Origin of the sequence: Pseudonocardia sp. NPDC046786 (genome assembly GCF_040645415.1) — a bacterium.
GTDB lineage: Bacteria > Actinomycetota > Actinomycetes > Mycobacteriales > Pseudonocardiaceae > Pseudonocardia > Pseudonocardia kongjuensis.
Genome location: NZ_JBEYYF010000010.1, coordinates 92,748 through 118,456, shown reverse-complemented (window position 1 = coordinate 118,456; position 25,709 = coordinate 92,748). Strand labels below are relative to the sequence as shown.

The 25,709-nt window shown below is 73.7% G+C and carries 33 protein-coding genes and 1 pseudogene; 7 read left to right on the top strand and 27 right to left on the bottom strand.

Going from position 1 to position 25,709, the window contains the following annotated elements; translation table 11 throughout:
- The first annotated feature begins 98 nt into the window (after window positions 1-98).
- Both eccD and mycP read left to right on the top strand, forming a co-directional pair.
- Window positions 99-1,472, top strand: coding sequence for a type VII secretion integral membrane protein EccD (eccD, locus tag ABZ881_RS15130; RefSeq protein ID WP_358484952.1), 1,374 nt, complete (start codon window positions 99-101; stop codon window positions 1,470-1,472).
- Complete coding sequence (gene mycP / locus ABZ881_RS15125; RefSeq protein ID WP_358484950.1) at window positions 1,469-2,806, top strand: type VII secretion-associated serine protease mycosin; 1,338 nt, start codon at window positions 1,469-1,471, stop codon at window positions 2,804-2,806. The genes eccD and mycP overlap by 4 nt, the downstream gene beginning before the upstream one ends.
- Here the strand turns inward: mycP and eccB are convergent.
- Window positions 2,741-4,156: a type VII secretion protein EccB gene (gene eccB / locus ABZ881_RS15120; protein WP_358484948.1), complete on the bottom strand. Its 1,416-nt coding sequence runs from the start codon at window positions 4,154-4,156 to the stop codon at window positions 2,741-2,743. The genes mycP and eccB overlap by 66 nt on opposite strands.
- A gap of 126 nt (window positions 4,157-4,282) precedes the next feature.
- Between eccB and ABZ881_RS15115 the strand changes: the two genes are divergently transcribed.
- From ABZ881_RS15115 to ABZ881_RS15095, 5 genes are read left to right on the top strand one after another with little or no spacing between them, the layout of a single operon-like run.
- Window positions 4,283-5,878, top strand: coding sequence for an ABC transporter substrate-binding protein (locus tag ABZ881_RS15115; RefSeq protein WP_358484946.1), 1,596 nt, complete (start codon window positions 4,283-4,285; stop codon window positions 5,876-5,878).
- The gene (locus ABZ881_RS15110) at window positions 5,875-6,885 is read left to right on the top strand and encodes an ABC transporter permease (protein WP_358484945.1); all 1,011 of its coding nucleotides are present in this window, start codon (window positions 5,875-5,877) and stop codon (window positions 6,883-6,885) included. The genes ABZ881_RS15115 and ABZ881_RS15110 overlap by 4 nt, the downstream gene beginning before the upstream one ends.
- A complete protein-coding gene (locus tag ABZ881_RS15105; RefSeq protein WP_358484944.1) occupies window positions 6,878-7,807 on the top strand; it encodes an ABC transporter permease in 930 nt (309 codons plus the stop codon). Before ABZ881_RS15110 ends, ABZ881_RS15105 begins: the two co-directional genes overlap by 8 nt.
- A complete protein-coding gene (locus ABZ881_RS15100) occupies window positions 7,804-8,760 on the top strand; it encodes an ABC transporter ATP-binding protein (protein WP_358484941.1) in 957 nt (318 codons plus the stop codon). Before ABZ881_RS15105 ends, ABZ881_RS15100 begins: the two co-directional genes overlap by 4 nt.
- Window positions 8,757-9,410, top strand: a complete 654-nt coding sequence (locus tag ABZ881_RS15095; protein ID WP_358484940.1) for an ATP-binding cassette domain-containing protein — start codon at window positions 8,757-8,759, stop codon at window positions 9,408-9,410. The genes ABZ881_RS15100 and ABZ881_RS15095 overlap by 4 nt, the downstream gene beginning before the upstream one ends.
- Before the next feature lie 2 nt (window positions 9,411-9,412).
- Here the strand turns inward: ABZ881_RS15095 and ABZ881_RS15090 are convergent, their stop codons facing one another.
- The 26 genes and pseudogenes from ABZ881_RS15090 to rplN all read right to left on the bottom strand — a co-directional run bounded on the left by ABZ881_RS15090 (window position 9,413) and on the right by rplN (window position 25,702).
- The gene (locus tag ABZ881_RS15090) at window positions 9,413-9,709 is read right to left on the bottom strand and encodes a YciI family protein (protein ID WP_358484938.1); all 297 of its coding nucleotides are present in this window, start codon (window positions 9,707-9,709) and stop codon (window positions 9,413-9,415) included.
- A gap of 15 nt (window positions 9,710-9,724) precedes the next feature.
- Entirely contained in the window at window positions 9,725-10,171 is a 447-nt protein-coding gene (locus ABZ881_RS15085; protein WP_344028909.1) for a nucleoside deaminase, read from the bottom strand.
- Window positions 10,172-10,207: 36 nt separating this feature from the next.
- On the bottom strand, window positions 10,208-11,011 hold the full coding sequence (gene truA, locus ABZ881_RS15080; RefSeq protein ID WP_344028906.1) for a tRNA pseudouridine(38-40) synthase TruA: 804 nt from the start codon (window positions 11,009-11,011) through the stop codon (window positions 10,208-10,210).
- Between the two features lie 284 nt (window positions 11,012-11,295).
- Window positions 11,296-11,823, bottom strand: a pseudogene (gene rplQ / locus ABZ881_RS15075) (50S ribosomal protein L17); the annotation flags it as partial.
- Between the two features lie 2 nt (window positions 11,824-11,825).
- Complete coding sequence (locus tag ABZ881_RS15070; protein ID WP_344028904.1) at window positions 11,826-12,878, bottom strand: DNA-directed RNA polymerase subunit alpha; 1,053 nt, start codon at window positions 12,876-12,878, stop codon at window positions 11,826-11,828.
- A gap of 91 nt (window positions 12,879-12,969) precedes the next feature.
- Window positions 12,970-13,575: a 30S ribosomal protein S4 gene (rpsD, locus tag ABZ881_RS15065; protein ID WP_344028902.1), complete on the bottom strand. Its 606-nt coding sequence runs from the start codon at window positions 13,573-13,575 to the stop codon at window positions 12,970-12,972.
- Window positions 13,576-13,593: 18 nt separating this feature from the next.
- The gene (gene rpsK, locus ABZ881_RS15060) at window positions 13,594-14,001 is read right to left on the bottom strand and encodes a 30S ribosomal protein S11 (RefSeq protein WP_344028899.1); all 408 of its coding nucleotides are present in this window, start codon (window positions 13,999-14,001) and stop codon (window positions 13,594-13,596) included.
- Complete coding sequence (gene rpsM / locus ABZ881_RS15055) at window positions 14,001-14,381, bottom strand: 30S ribosomal protein S13 (RefSeq protein WP_358484934.1); 381 nt, start codon at window positions 14,379-14,381, stop codon at window positions 14,001-14,003. The genes rpsK and rpsM overlap by 1 nt, the downstream gene beginning before the upstream one ends.
- Window positions 14,382-14,578: 197 nt before the next feature.
- A complete protein-coding gene (rpmJ, locus tag ABZ881_RS15050; protein ID WP_010228516.1) occupies window positions 14,579-14,692 on the bottom strand; it encodes a 50S ribosomal protein L36 in 114 nt (37 codons plus the stop codon).
- Window positions 14,693-14,753: 61 nt separating this feature from the next.
- A complete protein-coding gene (gene infA / locus ABZ881_RS15045; RefSeq protein WP_010228514.1) occupies window positions 14,754-14,975 on the bottom strand; it encodes a translation initiation factor IF-1 in 222 nt (73 codons plus the stop codon).
- 244 nt (window positions 14,976-15,219) lie between these two features.
- Window positions 15,220-16,599: an NAD(P)(+) transhydrogenase (Re/Si-specific) subunit beta gene (locus ABZ881_RS15040; protein ID WP_358485071.1), complete on the bottom strand. Its 1,380-nt coding sequence runs from the start codon at window positions 16,597-16,599 to the stop codon at window positions 15,220-15,222.
- A 50-nt stretch (window positions 16,600-16,649) separates the two neighbouring features.
- The gene (locus tag ABZ881_RS15035; RefSeq protein ID WP_344028893.1) at window positions 16,650-16,982 is read right to left on the bottom strand and encodes an NAD(P) transhydrogenase subunit alpha; all 333 of its coding nucleotides are present in this window, start codon (window positions 16,980-16,982) and stop codon (window positions 16,650-16,652) included.
- A complete protein-coding gene (locus ABZ881_RS15030) occupies window positions 16,982-18,100 on the bottom strand; it encodes a Re/Si-specific NAD(P)(+) transhydrogenase subunit alpha (protein WP_358484931.1) in 1,119 nt (372 codons plus the stop codon). Before ABZ881_RS15030 ends, ABZ881_RS15035 begins: the two co-directional genes overlap by 1 nt.
- A gap of 136 nt (window positions 18,101-18,236) precedes the next feature.
- Window positions 18,237-19,082 (bottom strand): type I methionyl aminopeptidase, encoded by an 846-nt coding sequence (gene map, locus ABZ881_RS15025; RefSeq protein WP_358484929.1) that lies wholly within the window; start codon window positions 19,080-19,082, stop codon window positions 18,237-18,239.
- A 48-nt stretch (window positions 19,083-19,130) separates the two neighbouring features.
- Window positions 19,131-19,685, bottom strand: coding sequence for an adenylate kinase (locus ABZ881_RS15020; protein WP_344028885.1), 555 nt, complete (start codon window positions 19,683-19,685; stop codon window positions 19,131-19,133).
- 127 nt (window positions 19,686-19,812) lie between these two features.
- Entirely contained in the window at window positions 19,813-21,123 is a 1,311-nt protein-coding gene (gene secY / locus ABZ881_RS15015; RefSeq protein ID WP_344028883.1) for a preprotein translocase subunit SecY, read from the bottom strand.
- A 295-nt stretch (window positions 21,124-21,418) separates the two neighbouring features.
- Window positions 21,419-21,859, bottom strand: coding sequence for a 50S ribosomal protein L15 (gene rplO / locus ABZ881_RS15010; RefSeq protein WP_358485069.1), 441 nt, complete (start codon window positions 21,857-21,859; stop codon window positions 21,419-21,421).
- Between the two features lie 29 nt (window positions 21,860-21,888).
- Window positions 21,889-22,074, bottom strand: coding sequence for a 50S ribosomal protein L30 (rpmD, locus tag ABZ881_RS15005; protein WP_344028880.1), 186 nt, complete (start codon window positions 22,072-22,074; stop codon window positions 21,889-21,891).
- A 5-nt stretch (window positions 22,075-22,079) separates the two neighbouring features.
- A complete protein-coding gene (gene rpsE, locus ABZ881_RS15000) occupies window positions 22,080-22,712 on the bottom strand; it encodes a 30S ribosomal protein S5 (protein WP_358484925.1) in 633 nt (210 codons plus the stop codon).
- 34 nt (window positions 22,713-22,746) lie between these two features.
- Window positions 22,747-23,157, bottom strand: coding sequence for a 50S ribosomal protein L18 (gene rplR, locus ABZ881_RS14995; RefSeq protein WP_344028875.1), 411 nt, complete (start codon window positions 23,155-23,157; stop codon window positions 22,747-22,749).
- Window positions 23,157-23,696 (bottom strand): 50S ribosomal protein L6, encoded by a 540-nt coding sequence (gene rplF / locus ABZ881_RS14990; RefSeq protein WP_344028871.1) that lies wholly within the window; start codon window positions 23,694-23,696, stop codon window positions 23,157-23,159. Before rplF ends, rplR begins: the two co-directional genes overlap by 1 nt.
- A gap of 17 nt (window positions 23,697-23,713) precedes the next feature.
- The gene (gene rpsH / locus ABZ881_RS14985) at window positions 23,714-24,112 is read right to left on the bottom strand and encodes a 30S ribosomal protein S8 (RefSeq protein WP_344028868.1); all 399 of its coding nucleotides are present in this window, start codon (window positions 24,110-24,112) and stop codon (window positions 23,714-23,716) included.
- A 124-nt stretch (window positions 24,113-24,236) separates the two neighbouring features.
- A complete protein-coding gene (locus tag ABZ881_RS14980) occupies window positions 24,237-24,422 on the bottom strand; it encodes a type Z 30S ribosomal protein S14 (RefSeq protein WP_068797778.1) in 186 nt (61 codons plus the stop codon).
- A 4-nt stretch (window positions 24,423-24,426) separates the two neighbouring features.
- Window positions 24,427-24,990, bottom strand: a complete 564-nt coding sequence (gene rplE, locus ABZ881_RS14975) for a 50S ribosomal protein L5 (protein WP_344028865.1) — start codon at window positions 24,988-24,990, stop codon at window positions 24,427-24,429.
- A gap of 1 nt (window position 24,991) precedes the next feature.
- Window positions 24,992-25,318 carry a 50S ribosomal protein L24 gene (gene rplX / locus ABZ881_RS14970; protein ID WP_344029796.1) on the bottom strand — a complete coding sequence of 109 codons (327 nt, stop codon included), beginning with the start codon at window positions 25,316-25,318 and terminating at the stop codon, window positions 24,992-24,994.
- 15 nt (window positions 25,319-25,333) lie between these two features.
- Entirely contained in the window at window positions 25,334-25,702 is a 369-nt protein-coding gene (gene rplN, locus ABZ881_RS14965) for a 50S ribosomal protein L14 (RefSeq protein WP_068797776.1), read from the bottom strand.
- Window positions 25,703-25,709 lie beyond the last annotated feature (7 nt).

Genomic DNA, 25,709 nt, shown 5'->3' with positions numbered 1-25,709 from the left:
GTTCTCCCGAACGCCCGCGGCCGGCGCCGGGACCGGCGAATACTCGCAGCGGCCCGGTGCCCCCGCGGCCGTTTCCGACAACTCCCCGGAGCCCGCCCGTGACCCTCGTCCTCCCCCCGCCGGCGGGCGCCGCCCCCGAACCGACCGGCCGCTGGGTGCGGCTGTCCGTGCTCACCCCGCGCGGGCGGGCCGACCTGGCCCTGCCGGCGGACGTGCCGGTCGCCGAGCTGGTGCCGATGGTCCGCGAGCTCGTCGGCGGCCCGGTCCGCACCGGGGTGCCGGAGGCGTGGCGGTTCACCGGCCCGGCCGGCGGCCCGCTGCCCCCGGACGCGACGCTCGACGAGCTCCGGGTCCGCGACGGCGAGCTGCTCCATCTCGGTCCCGCCCGCCCGGCACCCGCCGCACCGGTGTTCGACGACGCCGCGGAGGCCGTCGCGCACGCCGTCGGCGAGGCCCGCGACCGGGCGACCGGCACGCACCGGGCCGGGCTCGGCGCCGCGCTGCTCGGCACCGCCGCGGGCTGCGCGGTGCTGTCCACCGTGGCCGGTCCGCTGCGGCCGGCGGCGGCCGGCGTGGCAGCGGCCGCGGCACTCGCGGCGCTCGCCGTCACCCACCACCGCAACCGGTCCGAACCGGACACCGCGGCGGCCGCGGCGCTCTGCGCCGTCCCGGCGGCGGCGACTGCCGGCCTGCTGGCGGTCCCCGGACCGCCGGGGGCCGGGGCGGTGCTGCTCGCGGCGGCCGGTGCGGTGGTCGCCGCGGCCGCCGGCCAGGTGCTGGTCCGGGCGGTGTCCCCGGTGCTGCTCGCGGTCGCGGTCGCCGGGACCGGTACCGCGCTCGCCGCGCTCGCCCGGCTGCTGCTCGACGCGCCCGCCGGAGCCGTCGCCGCCGGACTGGCCGCGCCGGCGCTCGCCGCCGGGCCGCTGCTGCCGCGGCTGGCGCTGCGGCTCGCCGGGATGCCGGCACCGGCGGTCCCGGCCGACGCCGGCGAGCTCGCGGCGGCCGAGCGGATGCCGCCCGGCGACGGGCTCGCCGTGCGCGCGCGGCTGGCCCGCGGACTGCACTCCGGCGCGCTCGCCGGGACCGCGGCCCCGGCCGCGGGCGGCGCGGTGGTGGCCGCCGCGACCGGCGGCCCGGCCGGCTGCGTGCTGCTCGCGGTCACCGCGGCGGTGCTGCTGATGCGGGCCAGGGCGCTCGCCGAACCGATCCCGGCCCGGGTGCTCGCGGGCACCGCGGTGCTGGCCGTCGCGGTGGCCGCCGTCCCGGCCGCGCTGGCGTTCGGCCCGCCGGCCCGGCTCGCCGCCGGGATCGGGCTGCTGGTCGCGACGGCGGTCGGGGCGATGGCGATCCGGGCGGCCCCGTCCCCACCCGCGCGCCGGGCGCTCGACATCGCCGAGCTGCTGCTGACCGCCGCCGCGATCCCGGCATCGCTCGCCGCGATGGGGCTGTTCGCCCTGGTCCGCGGGCTGTGAGCGGCCTCCGGACGGCCACCGCTCTGGCCACCGCCGTACTCGCCGCGCTGGCCGCCGCGGGGCCCGCCGCCGCCGACCCGGGGCCGCCGCGCCCGGCCGACGGGCTCCGGCAGACCACCGGCTGCACCGAGCCCGGCCCGGGCGGCCCGGGCAGCACGCCGCCACCGTCGGCGCCCCCGCCCGGGCTGGCGTCCGGCGCGGGCCAGCTGGTCGCGGTGATCGACACCGGGGTGACGCCGGTGCCGCGGCTCGCCGGCAGGCTGCGCGGCGGCGGGGACTACCTCACCGGCGGCGACGGGCTGACCGACTGCGACGGCCACGGGACCGGCGTCGCGCTGGTCCTCGCCGGCGCGGCCGATCCGGTGACCGGCGGCGGAGCCGGGATCGCGCCGGGTGCCGGGGTGCTGTCGCTGCGCCAGTCGTCGACCCGGTTCGTGGTGGGCGACCCCGACGGGTCCGAGCGCCCGGCCGGTGACATCGCGACGCTCGCCTCGGCGATCCGGCGGGCCGTCGCGCTCGGCGCGTCGGTGGTCAACGTGTCCCAGGTGGTGTGCGTGCCGGCCGCCGCGGCCGACGACGCCGGTGCTGCCCTGCACGCCGCCGTCACCGCCGCCGCGGCGGCGGACGTGCTCGTGGTGGCGGCGGCCGGCAACGTCGATCCGGCGGGGACCTGCACCGGCGATCCGGACCTGCGGCCGCTGCCCGCCGCCTACGACGAGGTGCTGGCCGTCGGCGCGGTCGACGCCCGCGACCATCCGGCCGGGTTCTCGATCGCCGGGCCGTGGATCGACGTCGCCGCACCGGGCGTCGACCTGCCGGCGCCGGCCGGGCCGGAGGGCGCCGTGGTCAGCGGCACGTCGTACGCGGCACCGGTGGTCGCCGGCACGGCGGCGCTGCTGCGCGAGCGGTTCCCGATGCTCACCGCGGGCCAGGTCGCCGACCGGATCCTGGCGACCGCACGCCGCCCGGCCGCCGGTCGGGACGACCGGGTCGGCACCGGTGTCGTCGATCCGGCGGCGGCCCTCACCGCGGAGCCGTTGCTGCTCGTCCCGGGGCACCACGGCGGCGCGGCGGCCGGCACCGGCCGGGTCCCGCTGCCCGTCCCGGCCGCGCCGCGGGCCGGGCTCCCCACGGCGGCCGGGGTGGGCGCCGTCGCGGCGGCCGGGGGTGCACTGGCGCTGGTCCTCACCGCGGTGCGGCGCCGCCCCGCGGCCCGCGACAGCGGCCGCTCCCCCGGCCACCCCGGCGGCCCACCCGGCGCCGGCGGCTCACCCCGGCACGTCGGTGGTGTCCCGCGCGGCCGCGAGGTCCAGCGCTCCGGCCCGCGGCAGTAGGCGCACCAGCTCGGCCGGGGCGGCGCCCGGCTCACCGATCCCGAGCGCCGCGGCCGTCGGGTCGTCGGCGACACCGAACACCGCCCCGGACGACGCCAGCAGCCACCGGGTCCCGCCCGCGCCCCCGGCCGGGGCGGCCCGCAGCGGCCCGGGTCCGGTCCGGGGCAGCACCACCGCGTCGAGCCGCGGGCCCGGCCCGTCGGCACCGGCCAGCGCCACCGGCACCGCGCCGTCCGCGACCGGGAGCCGGTCGCCGAGGAACAGCCCGCCCCGGCCGTCCCGCCAGGTCCGGCACAGCACCGGCGCACCGGCCACGGTGACCCGGGCCGCAGGCCACGCCGCGGCGCCGGGCAGGGTCCGCGCCGGCGCCGCCGCGACCGCACCGGGCGGGAGCTCCGCAGGGGCGCCCTGCCCGGTCCGGGACAGCACCGCGTCGGCGAGGGTGACCGGGATCGGGGCCAGCCCGTCGGCGGTCCGCAGGTGGTACCCGGCGGGCCCGCCGAGCGGGCGATCGACCACGACCTCGCCGGGGTCATCGGGCAGCCGCAGCGGCGGGCCCTCCGGGATCGCCGACAGCAGGCCCTCACCGGCCCGGCGGATCCCGGCGCCGAGCAGGCCGAGCCCGTCGAGCACGGCACGGTCGGCCAGGTCGAGCCGGTGCCTGCGTCCGTCGTGCACCAGGTAGGTCGCGCCGCCGTCGATGCTCAGCAGCACCGCCGACGGCGGCCCGGCGGGGACCGCGCCGAGCGACCCGGCGAGCACCGTCGCCGTGCCGCCCACCGGGCCGGACGGCTCCGCCGAACCGCCGTCGGCGGGATCCGCCGGGCTGTCGCAGACCGCCCAGGCGGCCGGCACCGCGGTCCCGTCCAGGGCCGCGCCGAACGCCGCGGGCACCGCAGCGGGCGGGGTGCGGGGTGCGCCGGCGAGTGCCTCGTCGGGCACCGCGACCGGTACCGCGTCCGCCCCGTCTGTGCGGCCGAGCGCGGCGAGCACCAGCCGCCCGCCCAGCGCGTCCGGCACCGGGACCAGCCGCGGCGGCTCCGGGGTGACCGCGTAGAGCACCCCGGAGCGCTCCCCGCGGACCAGCGCGAGCCGGCGCCAGTCCGGCGCCGGCTCGTGCCTGGCCAGCAGCGCGGTGACGCCTAGTGCCAGCAGTCCGACCAGGACACCGGCGAACACCGCGCGGCGCTGCGCGCGGAGCTGCTCGTGCAGCGGCACCGGATCGGCGCGGACCAGCGCGGCCTCCATCCGGCGCAGGCCGAACCGGTAGGCGTCGACCTGGTCGCGGGTGGTCGCCGGGGCCCGCTGCACGCGCGCCTCCGGGCCTCCGCGGTCGGGATCGGGGCTCATCGCCCGGACGGTAGGGACCCGGCCACCTGGTCGTGGCGGTTCGGGCCACGCTGCGTGGAACTACCCCTGACCGTACGGTCCGGATTCGTTGCCAGACCAACGTAGTTGCCCATAATGTGCCACAGCGTGATCACGCTGCGGAACATCGCGGTCCCGTTGCTGGTGGGCCTGCTCGTCGCGGGCTGCGCCGCGCCGACGCCGGGGCCCGGCGAGGCCGGTCCCGGGGGCGACGGCTCCACGATGACGCTCGCCGACGGCTACGAGCCGGACGACCTCAACCCGCTGCTCGGGTACGGCTCGGAGGGGGCGAGCAAGTTCTACGACGGCCTGTACTCCCGGGACGCCGAGCGGACGCTGCAACCGGCGCTGGCCGCCGGCCCCGCGACCCCGTCGGCCGACCAGCGGTCCTGGACCGTCCCACTGCGCTCCGGCGTCACCTTCCACGACGGCTCGGCGTTCGGCCCGGAGGACGTGGTCGCCACCTACCAGGCCGTGCTCGATCCGGAGCGGGCGGCGACCATCCGCTCCGGCGTCCCGATGCTCGACGCCGTCGAGGCCGTCGGCGAGGACGCCGTCCGGTTCGACCTCGCCTACCCCTACGGCGCGTTCCCGGACCGCCTGACCACCGGGATCCTGCCCTCCGAGGTGCTCGACGACGGCGGCCCGGTCGCCGACCTGGCGGTGAACACCGAGGCGCTCGGGACCGGGCCGTACCGGCTCGCCGAGTGGCGCCGCGGGGACACGATGATCATGGAGGCGAACGAGCGGTACTGGGGCGGCGCCCCGGCGGTGCAGCGGGTGACGGTCGTGTTCGCCACCGACGACAACACCCGCGCCCAGCGCACCGCCGCCGGCGAGTTCGACGGCACCGTGCTGCCGCCGGCGCTGGCCCGGCCGGTCGCCGAGCAGAGCGGCCTCGCGCTGCGCGAGCACGCCTCCGCGGACTACCGCACCATCGCGCTGCCGTTCGCGAACCCGGTCACCGCCGATCCCGCGATCCGGGCCGCGCTGAACCGCTCGGTCGACCGCGAGGGCATGATCGACGCGCTGCTGGCGGGCCAGGGCGAGCCCGCCCACCATCCGATCCCCGGGGTGCTCCCGGAGCAGGTCGAGCCGTCCGCGACGTTCCCGCACGACCCGGCCGCGGCCGCCCGGATCCTGGACGAGGCCGGCTGGGCCGCCGGGCCGGACGGGGTGCGCAACCGGGACGGGCAGCCGGCGAGCTTCACCCTGATGTACCCGGCCACCGACACCGTCCGGCGCGATCTCGCGCAGGCGTTCGCCTCGGACGTGCGGGCGGCCGGCATCGACGTCCGGCTTGAGGGCCTCGGCTGGGAGGCGATCGAGCCGCGGATGGGCCAGGACGCGCTCGTCCTGGGCGGCGGGGACCCGTTCGACCCGGGCTTCAAGGCGTGGCAGCTGCTGCACTCGGCGAACGCCGCCGACGGCTTCAACAATCCCGGCTCCTACCGCAACCCGCAGGTGGACGCGGCGCTCGACGCGGCGCTGCGGGCGCCCGACGAGGCGACCCGCAACGAGCGGATCAAGGACTTCCAGCGGGCCTACGTCGCCGATCCCGGGATGGTGTTCCTGGCCTTCCTCGGCCACAGCTACGTGTCCCGGGACGACTGGGACGGCTACGTCGAGGTCGTCGAGCCGCACACGCACGGCGTCACCTGGGGACCGTGGTGGAACCTCGAGGACTGGACACCGCGGCAGTGACCGCACCGACGGCCGCGGTCGGGCATCGCGGGCGCGGGCGGGCCGTCGCCCGGCTCGTCGGGCTCCGGGTGCTGCTCGGCGTACCGACCGTGCTGGTGGTGGCGGTCGGGGTGTTCCTGCTGGCCGCGGCGTCGCCGTTCCGGCCGGTCTACCAGTACTTCGGGGTCGGGATCTTCTCGGCGAGCGACGCCGACATCGCGGCCGCCGAGCGCGCGCTCGGCCTGGACGGCGGAGTGTGGGTGCAGCTCGGCCGCTGGCTCGGCGGGCTGCTGTCCGGGGACCTCGGGCAGAGCCTGTCGATGCGCCAGCCGGTGGCCCAGGTGATCGCCGAGCGGCTCCCCTGGACGCTGCTGCTGGTCACCTGCGCGCTGCTGGTGTCGCTGGTGCTGGCGCTGGTCGCGGGCACCGTCGCGGCCTGGCGGCAGGGCGGCTGGTTCGACCGGGCGGCGACCGCCGTCGGGCACACCCTGGAGGGACTGCCGCCGTTCGTGCTGGCGCTCGGGGCGATCGCGGTGTTCGCCGTCGCCTGGCCGGTGCTGCCGGTCGCCGGGCTCACCGACGCCGGCGCGGCGCCCACCGTCGACCAGGTGAGCCGGCACCTGGTGCTGCCCGCGCTGGTGCTCGGGGTGTCCCAGACGCCGTGGCTGGTGCTGCACGTCCGGGCGTCGCTGATCTCCTCGCTGGACGACGACCACGTGACCGGCGCCCGCGCCCGCGGCCTGCCCGAGCCGGTCGTCGTGCTGCGGCACGCGCTGCCGACGGCACTGCTGCCGTTCGTGACCGTGCTCGGCAACCGGCTGCCCGAGCTGGTCACCGGGGCCGTGCTGGTGGAGACGGTGTTCTCCTGGCCGGGGATCGCCGCCGCCGTCGTCACGGCCGCGCTGGCGGTCGACTTCCCGCTGCTCGCCGCCCTCACGCTGCTCTCCGCGGTGGCCGTGCTGGCCGGTTCGCTGCTGGCGGACCTGACGGTGCTGCTGCTCGATCCCCGGGTGGACGCCGATGTCTGAGCGGACCGGCCTCGCGCCGCGCACCCGGGAGCGGCCACCGGCGGGCGAGTGGCGGCCGGCCGGGCGGCCGCGCCCGGGCTCGCCGCGCGGGCGCCGCCGGTCCGGGCGGGCCCGGCTGGTCGCCGGGGCGTCCGGGCTGACCCTGCTGGTGCTGGGTGCGCTGCTCGTCCCGTGGCTGGGCGGGCTCGACCAGGGCGCCGTCGACTACGACGCGATCCGCCTGCCGCCGTCCCCCGAGCACCCGTTCGGCACCGACTCGGTGGGCCGCGACGTGCTGCTCCGCTCGTTCGCCGGGCTGTGGGTGTCACTGCAGGTCGCCGCGGCCTGCGCGGTGCTCTCGACGGTGATCGGGACGCTGTTCGGGGCGCTGTCCGGGCTGCTCGGCGGCTGGTACGACCGGTTGCTGATGCGGGTGGTGGACGCGGTGAACGCCGTCCCGCACCTGCTGCTCGGCATTGTGATCGTCGCGCTCTACCGGGGCAGCGTGCTCGCCGTGATCGCCTCGATCGGGCTGACCCACTGGACGACGGTGGCTCGGGTGGTGCGCGCCGAGATCCTCTCGCTGCGCGGCCGCCCGTTCGTCGACGCGGCGATCTCCGGCGGGGCCTCCCGGTGGCGGGTGCTGCACAGGCACCTGCTGCCGGCGGTGCTGCCGCAGGCGGTGCTGTCCGCGGTGCTGATCCTGCCGCACGCGGTCTGGCACGAGACCGCGCTGAGCTTCCTCGGCCTCGGGCTGCCGCCGCACCTGGCCAGCCTGGGCACGATCCTCGGCGAGGGCAGGCAGGCGGTGCTGCTGGGCTCCTGGTGGATCGTGGTGTTCCCGAGCGTCCTGCTGGCCGCGACGACGCTGTCGGTGGCCGGGATCGCCGCCTGGTGGCGGGACCGCTCGCTGCCCCGCCGGCGTTCGGAGCAGGCGCTGTGAGCGCCGCGGAGCCGGTGCTCGCCATCCGCGGGCTGGACGTCGCGTTCCGGGTGGGCCGCGGCGCCCGGGCCCGCACGGTGCGCGCGGTCACCGGCGCCGACCTGGACCTGCACGCCGGACGGCTGACCGCGCTGGTCGGCGAGTCCGGCTGCGGCAAGTCGGTGCTCACCGAGGCGCTGACCGGGCTGCTGCCCGGCACCGCGTCGGTCCGCGGCCGGGCCGTCCTGTCCACCCCGGACGGACCGCTGGAGCTGCTCGGCGCCCCCGAGGCGGCGCTGCGCGACCGGGTCCGCGGACGGCTGCTGGGCCTGGTCCCGCAGTCGGCCGCCACCCACCTCGCCCCCACCCGGACCGTCGGTGCGCAGCTGCGCGAGACCCTCGCCCGGCTCGGCACCCCCACGCCCGCGGCCGAGCTGCTGGAGCGGGTCGCCCTGCCCCGGCACGTGCTCGGGTCCTACCCGCACGAGCTGTCCGGCGGGCAGGCCCAGCGGGCCGGGCTCGCGTCGGCGCTGGCCGGGGACCCTCCGGTGCTGCTCGCCGACGAGCCGACCGCCGGGCTGGACCGGCCGCTGGTCGAGCACGTCACCGCGCTGCTGGCCGGGCTGGCGGCGGAGGGCCGGGCCATCCTGCTGATCACCCACGACCTGCGGGCGGCCCGCGACGTCGCCGACGACGTCGCCGTCATGTACGCCTCCCGGCTGGTCGAGAGCGGCCCGGCGGACGGCGTGTTCACCGACCCGTGGCACCCGTACACGACCGGCCTGCTGGGTGCGCTTCCGGACGCCGGGTTCACCCCGGTGCCGGGCCACCCACCGGAGCTCTCGGCGCTGCCGGAGGGCTGCGCGTTCGCGCCGCGCTGCCCGGCCCGCGACGACTGCTCCGGCGATCCCGCACCGGTCCGCCGCGGCGACCGGACGGTGTCCTGCCACCGGCCGGTGGGGCGGGCGTCGTGAGCCTGCGCGCGGAGGCGGTGACCGCGGGCTGGCGGCGCGGGCATCCGGTCGTCGACCGGATCGACCTGGCCGTGGAGCCCGGGACGGTGCTCGGCCTGGCCGGGCCGTCCGGCTGCGGGAAGTCCACCCTGACCAGGGTGCTGGCGCTGCTGCACGCGCCGTGGTCGGGCACCGTGTCGGTGGACGGCGAGCCGGTGCGCCGGTTCCGCTTCGACGCGCCCGCGGCGCTGCGCAGGCGGATCGGGGTGGTCTTCCAGTCGCCGCGCGCCGCGGCCGACCCGCGGCTCACCCTGGACCGGATCGTCGCCGAGCCGCTGCACGCGGCCGGTGTGCCCGCTCCCGCGGTGGACGCCCGGGTCGCCGAGGTCGCCCGGCAGGTCGGCCTGACCGCCGAGCTGCGCCCACGCCGCCCGCACGAGGTGTCCGACGGGCAGCTGCAGCGCGCCTGCCTCGCCCGGGCGCTGGCGCCCCGGCCGGACTACCTGCTGTGCGACGAGATGACCGCGATGCTGGACGCCTCCACCACCGCGGCCCTGGTCTCGGTGGTGGCCGGCGAGGTGTCCGGCCGCGGGCTCGGCGTGCTGGCGGTCAGCCACGACGAGCCGCTGCTGGCGGCGTGGGCGGGCCGGGTGGTGCGGCCCTGGGCCTGAGCTCAGGAGTCGGCGGTGAGCGCCGCGGCGACCGGGCCGAGCGGCGGGGCCCACTCGCGGATCTGCACGTCCGCGATCACACCGGCCAGGGTGTACGGGTCGCTGTCGACGACGGCCTGCACCTCGGCCCGGTCCTCCGCCCGGAACACCAGCAGCCCGCCGGCGGGCTCGTCCGGCGCCCACGCCCCGGCGACCAGCAGGCCGGGCTGCGCCTCCAGGTAGGCGCGGTGGTCGGGACGGGCGGCGAACCGGCGGTCGTCGTCGTCGGTGTAGGTGTAGAGCACGGCGAAGGTCGTCACGTGCGGCAGCCTAGGTCACCCCGGGGCGACCCCGATGTCCTCGTTCCACAGCTCGGGACGCTCGGCGACGAATGCGGTCATCATCGCCACGCAGCGCTCGTCGTCGAGCACCCGGATCCGGACGCCGTGCCCGGCGAGCCAGTCGTGCCCGCCGTGGAAGGTGCGCGCCTCGCCGACCAGCACCGCGCCGATGCCGAACTGGCGGACCAGACCCGAGCAGTACCAGCAGGGCGACAGCGTGGTCACCATCGTCGTCGCCCGGTAGTCGCGTTGCCGGCCCGCATCCCGGAAGGCGGCGGTCTCGGCGTGCACCGACGGGTCGTCGTCCTGCACCCGGCGGTTGTGCCCGCGGCCCAGCACCTCGCCGTCCGGCCCGACCAGGGCGGCGCCGATCGGGATCCCGCCGGACGCCAGCCCGGTCCGGGCCTCGGCGATCGCGACGTCCAGCCAGCTCGGGTCCATGCCGGCGAACCTAGCGTCCCGGGTCGCTCCGGGTCGCTAGCCGCCCGCGACCCGCAGCCTGCGGGTGGTGTCGGCACGCGCGGCGAGCTCGTCGTCGGCCGGGTAGTCGACGCCGGTCAGCGACAGCCCGTGCGGCGGCGCCACCAGCACCTCCGACGCCCGCGCGGTCCGGGTGAGCAGAGCAGCCGGCCAGCCGGGATCGCGGTGCCCGCGCCCGACCTCCAGCAGCGCGCCGACCAGGCTGCGCACCATCGAGTGGCAGAACGCGTCCGCCGACACCGAGGCGACCAGCACCCCGGGCTCGCCGTCGGCGGGCGCCCAGTCCAGCCGCTGCAGCGCGCGTACGGTCGTGGCGCCCTCGCGGCGCTTGCAGAACGCGGCGAAGTCGTGCTCCCCGAGCAGCAGCGCCGAGGCGGCGTTCATCGGCTCCGGATCGAGGTCGTGCGGCCAGGCGACGGTGTCCCGCGCGCGCAGCGGCTCGGCGCCGTACGGCGCGGTGCTGACCCGGTAGCGGTAGTGCCTGCGCAGCGCCGAGAACCGGGCGTCGAAGGTGTCCGGCACCCGGCCGACGGCGCGGACCCGCACGTCGGCGGGCAGCAGCCGGTTGAGCCGCCGGAGCAGCCCGTCGACCCGGGTGTCGAGCTCGCCCGGCAGGTCGACGTGGGCGACCTGCCCGGAGGCGTGCACCCCGGCGTCGGTGCGCCCGGCGACGGTCAGCCGCAGCGGGACCCGCAGCACGGTGGACAGCGCGTCGGTCAGCACGCCCTGCACGGTGCGCCGGTCGGGCTGCGCGGCCCAGCCGGAGAAGCCGGTGCCGTCGTAGGCGATGTCGAGCCGCACCCGGAACGGGGCGGCAACGCCGCCGGGCCCGCCGTCGGAGTCGACGGCGGGCCCGGCGGGGTGGTGCGGCTGGCTCAGGAGTCGGACTCCTGCTGGGACGCCGGCTTCGCGAAACCGGCGGCCTCGGCGGCCTCCTCGCTGGCGAACCAGACCTCGGCCACGGTGCGGTCGTAGTGCGACGAACCGGGGACGTGGTAGAGCATCGAGTCGGCGTTGCCCTTGATCTCGAAGCCCTCGGGGGCCTGCGCCGGGTCGTCCAGCGGGGCGTGGCTGCCCTCGCCGTACGGGGCCTCGGCGGTCTCCTCGGTGACCGTCTCCGCGGAGGTGCTCTCCTCGGTGACGGTCTCCTCGGTGGCGGCCTCGTCCGCCGGAGCGGTGGCCTCCTCCGCCGGGGCGGAGTCGGCGGCCTGCGCGGCGGCCGCGCGGCGGGCGCGGTTCGCCTCGTCGGTGACCGTCTTCTGCTGGACCAGCTCGATGACCGCCATCGGGGCGTTGTCGCCCTTGCGCGGCATCGTCTTGGTGATCCGGGTGTAGCCACCGTTGCGGTCCGCGAAGAACGGGCCGATCTCGGTGACGAGGCGGTGCACGACCGACTTGTCGCGGATCACCTTCATGATCTGGCGACGGTTGTGCAGGTCGCCGGCCTTGGCCTTGGTGATCAGCCGCTCCGCGTACGGACGCAGCCGCCGGGCCTTGGCCTCGGTGGTGGTGATCCGGCCGTGCTCGAACAGCGAGGTCGCCAGGTTGGCCAGGATCAGCCGCTGGTGCGCGGGTGACCCGCCGAGGCGGGCCCCCTTGGTGGGCTGGGGCATGGCTACAACTGCTCCGTTTCTGCGTAGTCCTGACCGTCGTCACCGAAGGTGCCGGGGTCGAACCCGCTGTCACCGTCGGCGCCGTAGTCGCTCGCCGCCGCCGACGGGTCGAACCCGGGCGGGCTGTCCTTGAGGGCCAGGCCGAGACCGACGAGCTTCATCTTGACCTCGTCGATCGACTTGGCGCCGAAGTTGCGGATGTCGAGCAGGTCCGCCTCGCTGCGGCCGACGAGCTCGCCGACCGTGTGGATGCCCTCGCGCTTGAGGCAGTTGTAGGACCGGACCGTGAGGTCCAGCTCCTCGATCGGCATCGCGAACGCCGCGATGGTGTCCGCCTCCTGCGGGGAGGGGCCGATCTCGATGCCCTCGGCGTCCACGTTCAGCTCGCGGGCCAGGCCGAACAGCTCGACCAGGGTCTTGCCGGCCGAGGCCAGCGCGTCCCGCGGGGTGATGGACGGCTTCGACTCGACATCGAGGACGAGCTTGTCGAAGTCGGTGCGCTGCTCGACTCGCGTGGCCTCGACCTTGTAGGTCACCTTCAGCACCGGGGAGTAGATCGAGTCGACCGGGATCCGGCCGATCTCGGCACCGGTGGCCTTGTTCTGCATCGCCGGGACGTACCCGCGGCCGCGCTCGACGACGAGCTCGACCTCGAGCCGGCCCTTGTCGTTCAGCGAGGCGATGTGCAGGTCCGGGTTGTGCACGGTGACACCGGCCGGCGGCACGATGTCGCCGGCGGTGACCGCGCCCGGGCCCTGCTTGCGCAGGTACATGGTCACCGGCTCGTCCTCCTCGGAGCTCACGACGAGCTCCTTGAGGTTCAGGATGATGTCGGTGACGTCCTCCTTGACCCCCGGCACGGTGGTGAACTCGTGCAGGACGCCGTCGATCCGGATGGAGGTGACGGCGGCGCCGGGGATGGACGACAGCAGCGTCCGGCGCAGGGAGTTGCCGAGCGTGTAGCCGAAGCCCGGCTCCAGCGGCTCGATGACGAACCGGGACCGGGTCTCGGTGACGACGTCCTCGGTGAGGGCGGGTCGCTGAGAGATCAGCATGGGTGTGTGCCTCCTTACGACACCTGCGACGACCGCTATTTGACGCCGCAGTGCACCGCCGCCCCTCCCTGCGGGGCGGCGGGATGTCGAGCTACTTCGAGTAGAACTCGACGATGAGCTGCTCGGTGACCTGGGTGTCGATCTGAGCGCGCTCGGGCAGCTGGTGGACCAGGATGCGCAGCGTCGACGGAACGACCTGCAGCCACGCCGGAACCGGACGCTCGCCCTGGGTCTCCCGGGCGATCACGAACGGATCGGTGTTCCGCGACTTGTCGCGGACGTCGATGATGTCGTAGCGGGAGACCCGGTAGCTGGGGATGTCCACGCGCTTCCCGTTGACCAGGAAGTGGCCGTGGTTCACCAGCTGGCGGGCCATCCGCCGGGTACGGGCGAGACCCGCCCGGTACACGACGTTGTCCAGACGCGACTCGAGGATCTGCAGCAGCTCGTCGCCGGTCTTGCCCTCCCGGCGGTGCGCCTCCTCGTAGTAGCTGCGGAGCTGCTTCTCCTGCAGCCCGTAGCCGAAGCGCGCCTTCTGCTTCTCCTGCAGCTGCAGGAGGTACTCGGTCTCCTTGATCCGGATCCGGCCGTGCTGGCCGGGCGGGTAGGGACGACGCTCGAACGCCTGGTCGCCGCCGACGAGGTCGGTCTTCAGTCGGCGCGACTTGCGGGTCATGGGGCCGGTGTAGCGAGCCATGGTTGTACTCCCCTTCCCCTAGACCCGGCGCCGCTTGGGCGGACGGCAGCCGTTGTGCGGCTGCGGGGTGACGTCGGAAATGGTGCCCACCTCGAGGCCGGCGGCCTGCAGCGAGCGGATCGCGGTCTCGCGGCCCGAGCCCGGGCCCTTCACGAAGACGTCGACCTTCTTCATGCCGTGCTCGGCGGCCTTGCGGGCCGCGTTCTCGGCGGCCAGCTGCGCGGCGAACGGCGTCGACTTGCGCGAGCCCTTGAGGCCGACGTTGCCGGACGAGGCCCAGGCGATGACGGCACCGGTCGGGTCGGTGATCGACACGATCGTGTTGTTGAACGTGCTCTTGATGTGGGCGTGCCCGTGCGCGACGTTCTTCTTCTCGCGACGGCGGACCTTCTTGGGTCCGGTGCCCTGGCGTGCGCGGGGCGGCATTACTTCTTACCTGCCTTCTTCTTACCGGCGACGGTCTTCTTCGGACCCTTGCGGCCGCGCGCGTTGGTCTTCGTGCGCTGGCCGCGGACCGGGAGACCGCGACGGTGGCGGATGCCCTGGTACGAGCCGATCTCGATCTTGCGGCGGATGTCCGCCTGCACCTCGCGGCGCAGGTCACCCTCGACCCGCAGGTGCTCCTCGATGTAGTCGCGGAGCTTGGTGACGTCCTCGTCGGTCAGGTCCTTCGACCGCAGGTCAGGGCTGATCGCCGTGCCCTCGAGGATCTCCTTGGACCGGGCTCGTCCGACCCCGTAGATGTAGGTGAGCGCGATCTCCATCCGCTTCTCGCGGGGGAGGTCGACGCCGGCAACACGTGCCATGCGGCGTTGTCTCCATTCGGTTCTCGTGCCAGGTCTTCCCGACGTCCGTCCCGCTCCGCCGCTGCGATGCGGGCCCCGGCCTGGTTCCGGGGGTGCCTCCGGGCCCTCGTGGCCCGACGGGTACGTCGGGGGCTTCTCTGAAGCATTTCTGAAGCGATCAGACGATCACGACAGCTGCCCGCCGGGTCCGGCGGTGATCAGCCCTGGCGCTGCTTGTGGCGCAGGTTCGAGCAGATCACGATGATCCGGCCGTTGCGGCGGATCACCTGGCACTTGTCGCAGATCTTCTTGACGCTCGGCTTGACCTTCACGTCGTCTGCCTCTGTCCGTTGTTCTTCTGGGGCATGCGACCGACCGTGACGTGCACGGCAGTCACTTGTAGCGGTAGACGATGCGGCCGCGGCTGAGGTCGTAGGGCGACAGCTCGACCACCACCCGGTCCTCCGGAAGGATCCGGATGTAGTGCTGGCGCATCTTCCCGCTGATGTGCGCGAGAACCCGGTGGCCGTTCTCCAGCTCCACCCGGAACATCGCGTTCGGCAGGGGTTCGACGACCCGGCCCTCGACCTCGATCGCCCCGTCCTTCTTGGCCATGTCCTCCGCTATCCGTGACAGGTGTCGGTTGCTCCACCCTGCCGGCCTGACCGGCGGGGCGGCGGATGCGCACGAACGGGCCCGGGCCGGGTGTGGGAACACGACGGAACCGGCGCCACAGAGCGCACCGGCTGTCCAGTGTACGGAGGTCGGGCGGGGCGGGTGCACGCGGGGTGACCCACGGGTCGGCACCGTCGACGGTACCGGACCGGTGGGTTCCCGCGCGCGTGTGCGGCCCGGGCGGCTAGAGGGCCTTCAGCTCCTCGCTGACGCTCTCCACCGAGCTCTTCGCGTCACCGAACAGCATCGAGGTGTTGTCCTGGAAGAACAGCGGATTGTCGATGCCGGCGAAGCCCGAGCCCATCGAGCGCTTGAGCACGATGACGTTGCGCGACTCGTCGACGTTCAGGATCGGCATCCCGTGGATCGGGCTGGACGGGTCGTTGCGGGCGGCCGGGTTGGTGACGTCGTTCGCCCCGATCACCAGCGTCACGTCGGTGCGGGAGAACTCGTCGTTGATGTCGTCCATCTCCTTGAGCGCGTCGTAGGAGACGTCGGCCTCGGCGAGCAGCACGTTCATGTGCCCGGGCATCCGGCCGGCCACCGGGTGGATCGCGTACTTGACCTCGACGCCCTTGCTCTCCAGCAGCTTGGCCATGTCCTTGACCGCGTGCTGGGCCTGGGCCACCGCCATCCCGTAGCCGGGGACGACGATCACCTGCGACGCGTAGGCCATCTGGATGGCCGCGTCGGCCGCGGAGGTGGACTTGACGGTCCGCTCCACCCCGTCGTCGGCCGCCGCGGCCTGCGTCCCGCCGAACCCGCCGGCGACGATCGCCGGGATGGTCCGGTTCATCGCGACGGCCATCTGGTTGGTCAGGATCGAGCCGGAGGCGCCGACGATCATGCCGGCGACGATCATCGCGGTGTTGTTCAGCGCGAGCCCGGCGGCCGCGGCGGACAGGCCGGTCATGGCGTTCAGCAGCGAGATGACGACCGGCATGTCGGCGCCGCCGATCGGCAGCACGACGAGCACGCCGACCACCGCGGCCAGCAGCAGCACCGCGATCACCCAGATCTCGCCCGCCCCGCCGAGCCCGGCGACGACGGCGGCGACCACCGCGAGCACCAGCAGCAGCAGGTTCAGCGGCTGCTGCGCCCGGCCGAGGCCGATCGGGCGGCCGGGCAGGATCTCCTGCAGCTTGCCGAACGCGATCAGCGAGCCCCAGAACGAGATCGACCCGACGATCGCCGCGAACATGGTGGCGATGACGACGTAGAGCGCGGTGTCGACGAAGCCGTCGGTGTTGCGGAACTCGGCCCAGGCGATCAGCGCGACGGCGCCACCGCCGACGCCGTTGAACAGCGCGACCATCTGCGGCATCTGGGTCATCCGCACGTTGCGCGCGGACGGCACGCCGAGGATCGTGCCGACCACCAGGCCGAGGATGATCAGCAGCCAGTTCGCCTGGACCAGCAGCAGCGTCGCGCCGACCGCGATGGCCATGCCGACCGCGGCGATCCAGTTGCCGCGCACCGCGGTCTTCGGGCCGGTCAGCCCGGACAGGCCGTAGATGAACAGCGCGAACGCGATGATGTAGAGCACCGGGACGACCACGGCCAGCGGACCGGTCGCCAGGGTGTCGGTGGCGGCGAGGATCTCCGTGTGGCCGCTCACGAGCCGCTCCCGTTCTTCTCGGCGCCGGTGCCGGCCCGGCCCGGCTGCTTGCCCTTGAACATGCCGAGCATCCGGTCGGTGACCAGGAAGCCGCCGACCACGTTGATCACGCCGAACACGATCGCGACGACCAGGATGATCGCGTCCACGACGCCGACCTCCTCACGCCCGAGTACCACGATCGCGCCGAGCAGCACGATGCCGTGGATGGCGTTGGTGCCCGACATCAGCGGGGTGTGCAGGGTGTTCGGGACCTTCGAGATCACCGCGAAGCCGACGAAGCCGGCCAGCACCAGGATGGCGATGTTCGCCAGCAGTCCGGAGTCCATCAGGACACCTCCTCCTCACGGGTGACGCAGGACTTCGCCAGTACCTCGTCGGAGAAGTCCGGGGACAGCTCGCCGTCGGTGACCAGCAGCTCCAGCAGCGCGGTGACGTTGCGGGCGTACAGCTCGGACGCGTGCTCGGGCATCGCGGCCGGGAGGTTCAGCGGGGACACGATCGTCACGTCGTGCCGGACGACGGTCTCCCCCGGCTCGGTCAGCTCGCAGTTGCCGCCCGCCTCGCCCGCCAGGTCGACGATCACGCTGCCCGGCCGCATGCCCTCCACCGCGGCGGCGCTGACCAGCCGCGGCGCGGTCCGGCCCGGCACCAGCGCGGTGGTGATGACGACGTCGAAGCCGGTGATCGCGTCCTCCAGGGCCTGCTGCTGCCTGGCCCGCTCCTCGTCGGTGAGCTCGCGGGCGTAGCCGCCCTCACCGGCCGCGTCGATGCCCAGGTCGAGCCACTGCGCGCCCAGCGAGCGCACCTGGTCGGCGACCTCCGGCCGGACGTCGTAGCCGGTGGTCCGGGCCCCGAGCCGCTTCGCGGTGGCCAGCGCCTGCAGTCCGGCGACGCCGACCCCGAGCACCAGCGCGGTGGCCGGCTTCACGGTGCCCGCCGCCGTCGTCAGCATCGGGAAGAAGCGGGTGGAGTGCTCGGCCGCGGCCAGCACCGCCTTGTAGCCCGCCACGTTCGCCTGCGACGACAGCGCGTCCATGCCCTGCGCCCGGGAGATCCGCGGGATCGACTCCATCGCGAACGCGGTGACACCGGCGTCGCGCAGCTGCTGCACGGTCTCCGGGTCGGTGAGCGGCGACAGGAATCCGACCAGGACCTGGTCCTGGCGGAGCTTCCCGATCTGCTCGGTGGTCGGCGGGTTCACCACCGCGACCACGTCGCACGCCCAGGGATCGCCGATCGAGGCGCCCGCCTGCGTGAACTCCTCGTCCGGGATCAGCGCACCCGCGCCGGCCCCGGCCTCGACCACGACGGTCGCACCACGCCCGCCGAGCTTCCCGATCACCTTCGGTACCAGCGCCACCCGGCGCTCGCCCGCCCGGATCTCCGTCGGCACACCGACCGTGACCGTCTTCTGCGGGTCGTCCCGCCCGGCCTCTTCGCCCATGCCGGGAACCTAGTCCACCCGCAACGGTCCATGGTCCCGCGACGTGACGCGGACTACCCGCCCGGTGAGTGCTTGATCGATCGCCTGGATCGATCCGGACGGTGTCGCCCCGGACGGCGTCGATCCGGCGGTGGGCTCAGGCTCCGGGCCGGTCCGGCGCGCCGGCCAGCGCGGTCAGCAGCCAGGGCCCGTCCTCGGTGACGGCGACGGTGTGCTCCCAGTGCACGGCGCGGCCGCCGGCGGCGGTGACGACCGTCCAGCCATCCGGCAGCTCCAGGGTCTCCGGGTCGCCCGCGACGAGCATCGGCTCGACCGCGAGTGCCATCCCGGGCCGCAGCCGCGGACCGCGGCCCGGCTCGCCGTGGTTGGGCAGGAACGGGTCCATGTGCATCGAGGTGCCGATGCCGTGCCCGCCGTACTCGGCCACGATCCCGTAGTCGGCGCCGTCCGCCTCGGCCGCCGCCCGGCAGGCCTCCTGCACGGCGTAGGAGATGTCGGTGAGCCGGGCGCCGGGCTGCACCGCGAGGATGCCGGCGTCCAGCGCCGACCGGCAGGCGGCGGACAGTGCGAGATCGGCGGGCGCCACGTCGCCGACCGCGATCGTGACCGCCGAGTCTCCGTGCCAGCCGTCCAGGATCGCGCCGCAGTCCACCGACAGCAGGTCACCCTCGGCCAGCACCTGCGACGACGACGGGATGCCGTGCACGATCTGCTCGTTCACCGACGCGCAGATGCTCGCCGGGAAGCCGTGGTAGCCGAGGAACGACGGGACGGCTCCGCCGTCCCGGATGGTCTGCTCGGCCAGCGCGTCCAGCTCGGCCGTGCTCACACCCGGCTTCGCCTGCTCGGTGACCGCGGCCAGGGTGGCCGCGACCAGCGCGCCCGCCTCCCGCATCGCCTCCAGCTGGCGCAGGGTCTTGAGCTCGATGTCCCGGCCCCGGTAGCGGGCGATGGCGCCGCGGAGGCCGCCTCGACCGTTCATGCGTTCCCTCGGTTCCTCGCGGTGCCGGCCGACGCCGGCGGCCGGGTGTCAGGCGCCGTACTTCTTCAGCGCCGCGAACACCCGGTCGGTGATCTCGTCGACCTCGCCGACCGCGTCGATGGTGACCAGCTGGTCACGGTAGTGGTCCAGCAGCGGCGCGGTCTCCTCGCGGTACACGCGCTGCCGGTTGCGGATGGTGTCCTCGTTGTCGTCGCTGCGGCCGCGACCGAGCAGCCGCTGCACGACGACCTCGTCCTCGACGTCGAACTGCACGACCGCGTCGAGCCGGAGGCCCTTCTCGTCCAGGATCTCGCCGAGCGACGCCGCCTGGGCGGTGTTGCGCGGGAACCCGTCGAGGATGAAGCCCTTCGCGGTGTCGGCGTCGCCGAGGCGGTCGCGGACCATGCCCACGGTCACCTCGTCGGGGACCAGGTCCCCCGCGTCCATGTACCGCTTCGCCTCGCGACCGAGCTCGGTCTCGTCGCGGAGGTTGGCGCGGAACAGGTCGCCCGTCGAGATGTGCGGGACGTCCAACCGCTTCGCCATCTGCTCAGCCTGCGTTCCCTTGCCCGCGCCGGGCGGTCCCACCAGAACGAGTCGCACGCGAACCCGACCTCCTGAAGTCTCATCTGCTCGGCACCGGCATCGCCGCCGGCGCCACGGTGCCACGGCACCCGATCCGAGGCCGGGGCCCCGACCGGGGTTCCCGCACGGCCACGCTGCGGCGAGCCTAACGCAGGAAACCCTCGTAGTTCCGCTGCATGAGCTGGCTCTCGATCTGCTTCAGGGTGTCGAGGCCCACTGTCACCATGATCAGAACGGCCGTCCCGCCGAACGGGAAGTTCTGGTTCTGCCCGGTGCCGGTGATGCCGAGGAAGAAGTTCGGGAGCACCGCGATGATGCCGAGGTAGAGCGATCCCGGCAGGGTGATGCGACTGAGCACGAAGTTCAGGTACTCGGCGGTCGGGCGGCCCGGCCGGATGCCCGGGATGAAGCCGCCGTACTTCTTCATGTCCTCGGCGCGGTCGTCCGGGTTGAACGTGATCCCGACGTAGAAGTACGTGAAGAAGATGATCAGCGCCATGTACATGACGATGTGCACAGGACTGGACTGATCGACCAGATAGGTCTGCACGAACTGCTGGAACCAGCCGCCCTCGTTCCCGGCGAGCCGGGCCACCAGGTCGGGCAGGTACAGCAGCGAGCTGCCGAAGATCACCGGCACGACGCCGGCCTGGTTGACCTTCAGCGGGAGGTAGGTCGAGGTGCCGCCGTACATCCGGCGCCCGACCATCCGCTTGGCGTACTGGACCGGGATCCGCCGCTGGCCGTTCTCGACGAACACGACGCTCGCGATGATGGCGAGGCCGAACACGCAGACACCGGCGAAGACCAGGCCACCGGAGTTCTCCAGGATGAGCCGGCCCTCGGCCGGGATCCGGTGCGCGATCGAGGCGAAGATGAGCAGCGACATGCCGTTGCCGACGCCGCGCTCGGTCACCTGCTCGCCCAGCCACATCACCAGCGTGGTGCCGGCGACCATCGTGGTCACGATGACGACCAGGGTGAAGACCGACGAGTCCGGGATGATCGGCAGCGCGCAGCCCTGGAACAGCTGCCCGCGCTCGGCGAGCGCCACGAACCCGGTCGCCTGCAGGATCGCGATGCCGATCGTCAGGTACCGGGTGTACTGCGTCAGCTTCGCCTGGCCGGACTGGCCTTCCTTCTTCAGCTGCTCGAACCGCGGGATGACGACCTGCAGCAGCTGCACGATGATGCTCGCGGTGATGTAGGGCATGATGCCCAGCGCGAAGATCGACAGCTGGAGCAGTGCCCCGCCGGAGAACAGGTTGATCAGCGAGTAGACGCTCGCATTGTCGCCGCCCTCGACCTGGCGGACGCATTCCTGGATGTTCGGGTAGGACACCCCCGGCGAGGGGATGTTCGCCCCGAGCCGGTACACCGCCACGATCGCCAGCGTGAAGAGGATCTTCTTGCGGAGATCCGGCGTGGTCAGGGCCGACCGGACTGCGCTGAGCACTCGGTGATCCTCCTACGACGTCGGCGGCCCGACACCGCCTGCGCCGGCCCCGGACGGGGTCGGCCGGATGGGGGGCGCGTTCCGCGCCTCCCGGGCCGGGTGGGGACCGAACGGTCCCTCCCTGCGGGGGACCCGGCCGTGGCCGCGCCGCTCCCGCTGCACGTGGACCCGAGGCCCGATCGTGACTCTAACAGCGGCCCGGAAACGCCTCGGCGCCGCCCACGGGCCCCGACCCGCTGGAGCGGGTCACGGGCACATGGACGGCGCCGTGGCGGTGTTCTGTGCTCGGTCCGGGTCAGAGCTCGGTGACCGAGCCGCCCGCCGCCGAGATCTTCTCCCGGGCGGAGGCGGAGAACTTGTGTGCCTTCACGGTGAGGGCGACGCCCGAGAGCTCACCCTCGCCGAGCACCTTCACCAGCTGGTTGCGGCGCACCGCACCGGCCTCGACCAGCTCGGCCGGGCCGATCTCGCCGCCCTGCGGGAACAGGGTGGCGAGGTCGCCGACGTTCACGACCTGGTACTCGACCTTGAACCGGTTCTTGAAGCCCTTGAGCTTGGGCAGCCGCATGTGCAGCGGCATCTGCCCGCCCTCGAAGCGCGGCGACACTGTCTTGCGGGCCTTGGTGCCCTTGGTGCCGCGGCCCGCGGTCTTGCCCTTCGAGCCCTCGCCGCGACCCACCCGGGTCCTGGCGGTCTTCGAGCCCGGAGCCGGACGCAGGTCGTGCAGCTTGATCACGCCGCTGCCGGAGTTCTCGTCCGCAGTGCTCACTGCGCCACCTCCTCCACGGTCACGAGGTGGCGCACCGTGTGGACGTACCCGCGGTTCTGCGGGGTGTCCGGGCGCTCCACCGTCTGCCGGATCTTGCGCAGGCCCAGCGAACGCAGCGTGTCGCGCTGGTTCTGCTTCGCCCCGATCCGGCTCTTCACCTGGGTGATCCTCAACGTGGCCATGTCGCTCACACCCTCGCCGCGTCGGCCTCGGCGCGCTGACGCATCATGCTGGCCGGGGCGACGTCCTCGAGCGGCAGGCCGCGGCGGGCCGCGACCTCCTCCGGACGCTGCACCGCCTTCAGCGCGGCCACCGTGGCGTGCACGATGTTGATCGCGTTGTCGGAGCCAAGGGACTTGGACAGGATGTCCGAGATCCCCGCGCACTCCAGCACCGCGCGGACCGGGCCGCCGGCGATGACACCGGTACCCGGCGAGGCCGGGCGCAGCATGACGACGCCCGCGGCGGCCTCACCCTGCACGCGGTGCACGATCGTGCCGCCGATGCGCGGGACGCGGAAGAAGTTCTTCTTCGCCTCCTCCACGCCCTTGGCGATCGCGGCCGGCACCTCCTTGGCCTTGCCGTAGCCGACGCCCACCAGGCCGTCACCGTCGCCGACGATCATCAGCGCGGTGAAGCTGAACCGGCGGCCGCCCTTGACGACCTTGGCCACGCGGTTGATCGTGACCAGCCGCTCGATGTACGGGGTCTTGTCCTGGGCCGCCCCGCCACGGCCACCGTCGCGGCGGTCCCGGCTGTTGCGGTTGTCGTTGCCACCGCCGCCGGGCCCTCCGCCGTCACGCCGCGTACGTCCCGGCATCAGACGATCCCTTCAATGTTCTCGGTCTGGTTCATCAGAACTCCAGGCCTCCCTCGCGGGCGGCATCGGCCAGGGCGGCGATCCGCCCGTGGTAGCGCAGCCCACCGCGGTCGAACACGACCGCGGAGATGCCGGCCTCCTTGGCGCGGGCGGCGATGAGCTCGCCGACCTTGGCCGCCTTGGCCTTCTTGTCGCCGTCCACGCCGCGCACCTCGGTGTCCAGCGTCGACGCGTGCGCCAGGGTGTGCCCGGCCAGGTCGTCGATCAGCTGCACGGTGATGTGCCGCGACGAGCGGTTGACCGCCAGGCGCGGGCGCACCGGCGTCCCGGAGATCTTCTTGCGGAGCCGGGCGTGCCGGCGGAGGCGCGAGTCGCGGCGCGCACGCGCCACCTGCGACGCCATCCGCCGCCGGGCGGCACCCGACACGGTGTCGTTCTCGGCCATCACTTACCCGTCTTCCCGACCTTGCGGCGGACCTGCTCGCCGGCGTACCGCACGCCCTTGCCCTTGTACGGGTCCGGGCGGCGCAGCTTCCGGATGTTCGCGGCGATCTCGCCGACCAGCTGCTTGTCGATACCGGAAACCGAGAACCGGGTCGGGGACTCGACCGCGAAGGTGATCCCCTCCGGCGGCTCGATCACGACCGGGTGCGAGTAGCCCAGGGCGAACTCCAGGTTCGAGCCCTTGAGCTGGACCCGGTAACCGACGCCGTGGATCTCCAGCTTCTTCTCGTAGCCGGCGCTGACGCCGACCACGATGTTGTTGACGAGGGAGCGGGACAGGCCGTGGAAGGCCCGGACCTCGCGCTCCTCGTTCGGGCGCTTCACCAGCACCGCACCGTCGTCGTCGCGCTCGACCGAGATCGGCTCGACGACGGTGTGCGACAGGGTGCCCTTGGGGCCCTTCGCGGTGACCGTGCGGCCGTCGATGGTGATCTCCACGCCGGACGGGACGGTGACGGGCAGCTTTCCGATGCGAGACATCGTTCGTTACCCCTCTCTCACCAGACGTAGGCGAGGACTTCCCCGCCCACGCCGCTCCGGTAGGCCTGCTGGTCGGTCATCAGACCCCGCGAGGTCGAGATGATCGCCACGCCGAGGCCCCCGAGGACCCGCGGCAGGTTCGTCGACTTCGCGTAGACCCGCAGACCGGGCTTGGAGACCCGGCGCAGGCCGGCGATGCTCCGCTCCCGGTTGCGGCCGTACTTCAGCTCGACGACCAGGGACTTGCCGACCTCGGCGTCCTCGGTGTGGTGGGCGGCGATGTAGCCCTCCTTCTGCAGGATCTCCGCGATGGAGACCTTCAGCTTGGAGTGCGGCATCACCACGCGGTCGTGGTAGGCCGAGTTCGCGTTCCGCAGACGGGTGAGCATGTCTGCGATCGGATCGGTCATCGTCATGGTGTCTGTCTCTTTCCCACCGTGGTTCCGCGTACCGGCGCGGCGCCCCTGCTCGGGGCGCCGTGCCGGTGCGGGCCTTCGGCGATCGGGTCGACCCGGGCCCCGCGGCGCGGGGCCTCTCGGATCACCAGCTGGACTTGCTCACACCCGGCAGCTCGCCGGCGTGTGCCATGTCGCGCAGGCACACGCGGCAGAGGCCGAACTTGCGGAAGACCGCACGCGGCCGGCCGCACTTCTGGCAGCGGGTGTAACCGCGAACCGCGAACTTGGGCGTCGCGTTCGCCTTGTTGATGAGCGCCTTCTTCGCCATTCGCTCAGTTCTCCTTGAACGGGAAGCCCAGGTGACGCAGCAGCGCCCGGCCCTCGGCGTTCGTGGTCGCGGTGGTCACCACGGTGATGTCCATGCCCCGCGGGCGGTCGATGGTGTCCGGGTCGATCTCGTGGAACATCGACTGCTCGGTGAGGCCGAACGTGTAGTTGCCGCGACCGTCGAACTGGTCGCCGGACAGACCCCGGAAGTCCCGGATACGCGGCAGCGCGATCGTCAGCAGCCGGTCCAGGAACTCCCACATGCGGTCGTTCCGGAGGGTCACCTTGGCGCCGATCGGCATGCCCTCGCGCAGCTTGAACTGCGCGATCGACTTGGTCGCGCGGCGCAGCTGCGGCTTCTGGCCGGTGATGATGGCCAGGTCGCGCAGGGCGCCGTCGATCAGCTTCGAGTCCCGGGCGGCGTCACCGACACCCATGTTCACCACGACCTTGGTCAGGCCGGGGATCTGCATGACGTTGGTGTAGCCGAAGTCCTCACGGAGCTTGTCGAGGATCTCGTCGCGGTAGCGCTGCTTGAGACGCGGGAGGGTCTTCTCTGCGGTGGTCATCTCAGATCTCCTTCCCGTTGCGCTTGGAGATCCGGACCCGGCGGGACGTGCCGTCCTCGCCCTCGACGGTCGACCGGCCGACGCGGGTCGGCTTGCCGTCGGAGTCGACGACCATCACGTTCGAGACGTGGATGGCCGCCTCCTGGGTGACGATCCCGCCGCTCTCGGCTCCACGCTGGTTCTGGCTGATCCGGGTGTGCTTCTTGATCCGGTTCACGCCCTCGACCAGCACGCGCTGACGCTCCGGGTAGGCCGCGATGACCTTGCCCTTGGCGCCCTTGTCCTTACCGGCGATCACCAGCACGGTGTCGCCCTTCTTCACCTTCATCTTCGCCTTCATGAATCAGAGCACCTCCGGAGCGAGGGAGATGATCCTCATGAACTTGCGGTCGCGCAGCTCGCGCCCGACCGGGCCGAAGATTCGGGTCCCCCGAGGTCCGTTGTCCGGCTTGATCAGGACAGCGGCGTTCTCGTCGAAACGGATGTAGCTGCCGTCGGGACGGCGCTTCTCCTTCTTGGTGCGCACGATGACCGCCTTGACGACGTCACCGCGCTTCACGCCGGCGCCGGGGATGGCCTCCTTGACCGTGGCGACGATGACGTCGCCGATCCCGGCGTAGCGCCGCGCGGAGCCGCCCAGCACCCGGATGCACAGGATCTCCTTGGCACCGGTGTTGTCGGCGACGCGCAGCCGCGACTCCTGCTGGATCACTGTGACT

Bases quoted from the DNA above. Each gene is read 5' to 3' on its own strand.
- rpsH (WP_344028868.1), bottom strand. From the start codon at position 24,112: ATGACGATGACCGATCCGATCGCAGACATGCTCACCCGTCTGCGGAAC.
- ABZ881_RS15105 (WP_358484944.1), top strand. From the start codon at position 6,878: ATGTCTGAGCGGACCGGCCTCGCGCCGCGCACCCGGGAGCGGCCACCG.
- rpsE (WP_358484925.1), bottom strand. From the start codon at position 22,712: ATGCCGGGACGTACGCGGCGTGACGGCGGAGGGCCCGGCGGCGGTGGC.
- eccB (WP_358484948.1), bottom strand. From the start codon at position 4,156: ATGAGCCCCGATCCCGACCGCGGAGGCCCGGAGGCGCGCGTGCAGCGG.
- rpsD (WP_344028902.1), bottom strand. From the start codon at position 13,575: ATGGCTCGCTACACCGGCCCCATGACCCGCAAGTCGCGCCGACTGAAG.
- ABZ881_RS15035 (WP_344028893.1), bottom strand. From the start codon at position 16,982: ATGGACTCCGGACTGCTGGCGAACATCGCCATCCTGGTGCTGGCCGGC.
- ABZ881_RS15070 (WP_344028904.1), bottom strand. From the start codon at position 12,878: ATGCTGATCTCTCAGCGACCCGCCCTCACCGAGGACGTCGTCACCGAG.
- rpsM (WP_358484934.1), bottom strand. From the start codon at position 14,381: ATGGCACGTGTTGCCGGCGTCGACCTCCCCCGCGAGAAGCGGATGGAG.
- ABZ881_RS15085 (WP_344028909.1), bottom strand. From the start codon at position 10,171: ATGGACCCGAGCTGGCTGGACGTCGCGATCGCCGAGGCCCGGACCGGG.
- rpsK (WP_344028899.1), bottom strand. From the start codon at position 14,001: ATGCCGCCCCGCGCACGCCAGGGCACCGGACCCAAGAAGGTCCGCCGT.
- infA (WP_010228514.1), bottom strand. From the start codon at position 14,975: ATGGCCAAGAAGGACGGGGCGATCGAGGTCGAGGGCCGGGTCGTCGAA.
- rplF (WP_344028871.1), bottom strand. From the start codon at position 23,696: ATGTCTCGCATCGGAAAGCTGCCCGTCACCGTCCCGTCCGGCGTGGAG.
- rplX (WP_344029796.1), bottom strand. From the start codon at position 25,318: ATGAAGGTGAAGAAGGGCGACACCGTGCTGGTGATCGCCGGTAAGGAC.
- map (WP_358484929.1), bottom strand. From the start codon at position 19,082: ATGAACGGTCGAGGCGGCCTCCGCGGCGCCATCGCCCGCTACCGGGGC.
- ABZ881_RS14980 (WP_068797778.1), bottom strand. From the start codon at position 24,422: ATGGCGAAGAAGGCGCTCATCAACAAGGCGAACGCGACGCCCAAGTTC.
- rplR (WP_344028875.1), bottom strand. From the start codon at position 23,157: ATGGCCGAGAACGACACCGTGTCGGGTGCCGCCCGGCGGCGGATGGCG.
- ABZ881_RS15030 (WP_358484931.1), bottom strand. From the start codon at position 18,100: ATGGGCGAAGAGGCCGGGCGGGACGACCCGCAGAAGACGGTCACGGTC.
- rplE (WP_344028865.1), bottom strand. From the start codon at position 24,990: ATGACCACCGCAGAGAAGACCCTCCCGCGTCTCAAGCAGCGCTACCGC.
- rpmD (WP_344028880.1), bottom strand. From the start codon at position 22,074: ATGGCCACGTTGAGGATCACCCAGGTGAAGAGCCGGATCGGGGCGAAG.